This window comes from Mycobacterium sp. NGS67, assembly GCF_059812185.1.
The window spans coordinates 1-3,016 of sequence record NZ_JCALCF010000068.1 but is presented as its reverse complement, the minus strand read 5'-3'; the positions used below and the strand labels follow the sequence as shown (position 1 = coordinate 3,016).

Genomic DNA, 3,016 nt, shown 5'->3' with positions numbered 1-3,016 from the left:
AAACGGTTCGCGTTGGGGATCAGCAGTCCTGAGGCTCGGGCGATACTTGCGATCGCGCCCACGCCTTCGGCTGCGGCCAAGCTGTCGATCAGCAGGATTGTTGCGGCGTTGCGGCGGGCCGGTCGTAGCCGCAACATCGAGGTCACCGCAGCGGAGCTGAAGATCGCATTACGAGTGGCTCAGCTGCACCAGCTGGAGCTGGTCGAGGCCGCGATGGGCCGTCACGTGCTGGCGCTGCTGGCAGCGCTGAACGCCGCTTGCTCGAACGTCGAGGACCTTGGTGACGCCGCTGCCGAGGCCTTCCAACGCCATCCCGATTACGCGATCATCACCAGTTTTCCCGGCCTGGCTGACTCCACGGGGGCGCGACTACTGGCCGAGATTGGTGGGTGTCGACCGGCTCGGGCGCAACCTGCGCGACCTCGTCGACATCGTCACCACGCTGCAGGCCCGCGGCGTGGGGGTCCAGTCCCTGTGCAACGGACTGGTCGACACCACTACCGCCCACGGCGCCCTGGTGTTCGGCATGTTCGCCGTCATGGCCGAATACGAAGCCGCTCTCATCCGCGAAAGAACCCAGGCCGGTCTGGCCGCCGCCCGTGCCCGCGGGCGCCGGGGTGGGCGCACTCCGAAGATGACGCCGGCCCTGATCGACAAGGCTCAGCGGATGTATGACTCAGGCCAGTTCGTCATGGCCGAGATCGCCGCGTCATGCTCGGTCACGCCCATGACGATCTACCGGCACATCCGCACCGACCAGTCTCATTCGCATGCGGCGCAATAGCCCTGCGGCGCAATAGCTTTAATCAGGCGGCGTCCTCGATCGCGGCGGTTGTCGGCGGGAACGCCTTGGACTGGTCGAACAGTTGTTGCTCTTGCAGGCAGTGGTAGAGCTGACCCAGCAGCTTATTGAACAGATGGCGGTTGGCAGCAGCATGTCGGTCACCGTGGTCGCGCCGTCTGCGGTAGTGCAGGCCAGCGGGCTCGCAATGTTTGGCCGCCGCGAACGCCCACACCCACCCGGTGTTGGCGAGCCGGTCGTTTTTGATGCGGCGCACCGTGATCGACGTTGAGCGTCCGGAGGCGCGCGTGACTGGAGCTGATCCGGCGTACGCCTTCAACGCTCGGGCATCGGCAAAACGTGCACGATCATCCCCAGATGACCAGGGTGTCCCTGGCGCGTAGGTCGGCCAGGCAGGCATTCCACTGCGGGCGATCAGCCTTAGTTCCGCTGGCGTGGTCGACGTACATCTTCAGGCAGCCGGCCCCGTCGAGGGCGTCGAGTTGCAGCTGCGGGTTCTGGTCTGCCGTCGATACCCGCGCATATCCGATCTTGGCCACCGGCCGGACTCTATCGAATCCCGTACCGCGCGAGGCGTTGTGTGAGGGTGTTTTCGATATGGGTTTCGATAGCCTGCCCACGTGCGAAGATCGGCCACGGATTCACGACGGCGGTGGTCTATCGCAATCGGTCCTTTGCGATAGACCACCAACAAAGTTGGCTCACCCCTTGACTCTTAACCTGATCGGAGGTCTTGTCTCACACTGCGTGTCTCAGATCTTCAATGTCGGAGGTTGATGAGACGGTGGTGGCATGACAGCGATCCTTGGGTACGCGCGGGTGTGATCTTCAGAGGTAAGTGGCGGTGAATCTTCAGCGATAGATGGCGTTACATGATCCCGATGACGAGGGATTCGCGGGCGGCGTCGACGACTTCGCTTGTGACCGTGTTGAGCTGGTTGATGTCCATGATGCGATGGATCTGCGCCATCAGCCGGGTGGTGAGCCTGAAATTGCCGCTGGTGATGCGGATGATCGCGGCGCGGGCCTCGCGGGTGGTGAAGTCTTCGGGGTTGTCGAGGCCGAGGTCGGGCCACTGACGCGACAGTACGAAGGTTTGTTCGTCGCTGGACAGGGGTTGGTAGTGGTGCAGGAATCCGACGCGGCTGTAGAGCTGCGGGTAGCGGGCCAGTCGGCGTTCAATGCCGGGCATGCCGATGAGGATCAGGCCGGCGCCGGTGCGGTCGTGGTGGTCGCGTAGCGCTTCTAGGGCGGGGTTTTTCAGCCGGTCGGCTTCGTCGACGATGACCAGTTCGGTATACGCCCCGTCAGGTTCAACGAGGTGCTCGGAGCCGCGGTCGGGGTTCAGCGTGGTCTCAATGGCCCAGCTGAGCCGGGTGTGCAGGTATCGGACCTCTTTCTCGACGATGAGGGGTGTGTTGTGCACCTTGGGGGTGTAGAAGACGGTGCGCACGGCGAGAGCAGGTTCGGGTGCGACGGTCTCGTAGAAGCGGAAGTGCTCGACGATCGGTCTGACGGTGTCCCATGAGCTGTAGTGGCGAGCCGACAGCGTTTTGCCGACACCGGGTGCGCCGTGGCATAGGCCGATGTAGCGGTCGCGGCGCACGGCATCGCAGAATTCAACGAAGCGGCGATGCTGCTTGGTGACAACGAATTTCGTTGTGGTAGTTGACTGCTCGGATGAGGGGGCAGCGGTGTGTTGGGTGTCCTGGTCCTGGATGTCGGCCATGACGTGGTCAGTCCTCTCGGTAAAGCTTGAGCGCATGTTTGGGCGCCGAATCCTGGTCGAGGTCGGCTGGCCCACTAGCCGCTACGGCCATCCCAGGCAGCGGGTAGTTGCAGTCGGGCTGATGAACGGCGATGAGCTGGTCGACAACCTTGGCGCGATCACGAAGGCCTTGGCGTAGTTCGCGGCGGCGGGCATTGCGGGCGGCGGTTATTTCCTTGAGCGCGACGGTGGTGCCGGCCAGCTCGGGGCAAATCGCCCGGCAGACGAACTTGTCGTCGTGGAAGATGCGGATCTCTGCCAGGTCGCGCGGGTCGTAGCGGATGGTGACCTGTTCGCCGACGTAGGCGGCCAGCACCGGGTCTAGGTAGCGCAGTCCTTGGAAGTGCACTCCATCGGGGTGGATCTTGCGGGGCTGGGCCACGGTGAGCAGCAGCAGGTCGAGTTGCTCCAACGAGTCGGGCATCCTGGGCAAGAACCCGCCGCCC

At 63.8% G+C, this 3,016-nt stretch carries 5 protein-coding genes and 1 pseudogene; 1 reads left to right on the top strand and 5 read right to left on the bottom strand.

The genetic code is table 11. The annotated features are described in order from the left end of the window. Positions 1 to 168: 168 nt before the first annotated feature. Positions 169 to 312, bottom strand: a complete 144-nt coding sequence (locus AC5Y4D_RS27230; RefSeq protein WP_500038762.1) for a hypothetical protein — start codon at positions 310 to 312, stop codon at positions 169 to 171. Between the two features lie 73 nt (positions 313 to 385). On the opposite strand from AC5Y4D_RS27230, the gene AC5Y4D_RS27225 reads away from it, so the two are divergent. Next, entirely contained in the window at positions 386 to 784 is a 399-nt protein-coding gene (locus AC5Y4D_RS27225) for a recombinase family protein (protein ID WP_500038761.1), read from the top strand. Between the two features lie 22 nt (positions 785 to 806). Here AC5Y4D_RS27225 and AC5Y4D_RS27220 read toward each other — a convergent pair. From AC5Y4D_RS27220 to AC5Y4D_RS27205, 4 genes and pseudogenes are all read right to left on the bottom strand, one after another. Then, positions 807 to 1,157: pseudogene (locus tag AC5Y4D_RS27220) on the bottom strand (transposase); the annotation flags it as partial. Next, entirely contained in the window at positions 1,150 to 1,341 is a 192-nt protein-coding gene (locus tag AC5Y4D_RS27215) for a recombinase family protein (protein WP_500038760.1), read from the bottom strand. The pseudogene AC5Y4D_RS27220 and the gene AC5Y4D_RS27215, both read right to left, overlap by 8 nt. A gap of 329 nt (positions 1,342 to 1,670) precedes the next feature. Then, entirely contained in the window at positions 1,671 to 2,531 is an 861-nt protein-coding gene (locus tag AC5Y4D_RS27210; RefSeq protein ID WP_055576339.1) for an AAA family ATPase, read from the bottom strand. Positions 2,532 to 2,538: 7 nt separating this feature from the next. Next, positions 2,539 to 3,016, bottom strand: a 478-nt coding sequence (locus AC5Y4D_RS27205) for a Mu transposase C-terminal domain-containing protein (protein WP_500038759.1), incomplete at its 5' end; no start/stop codon positions are given.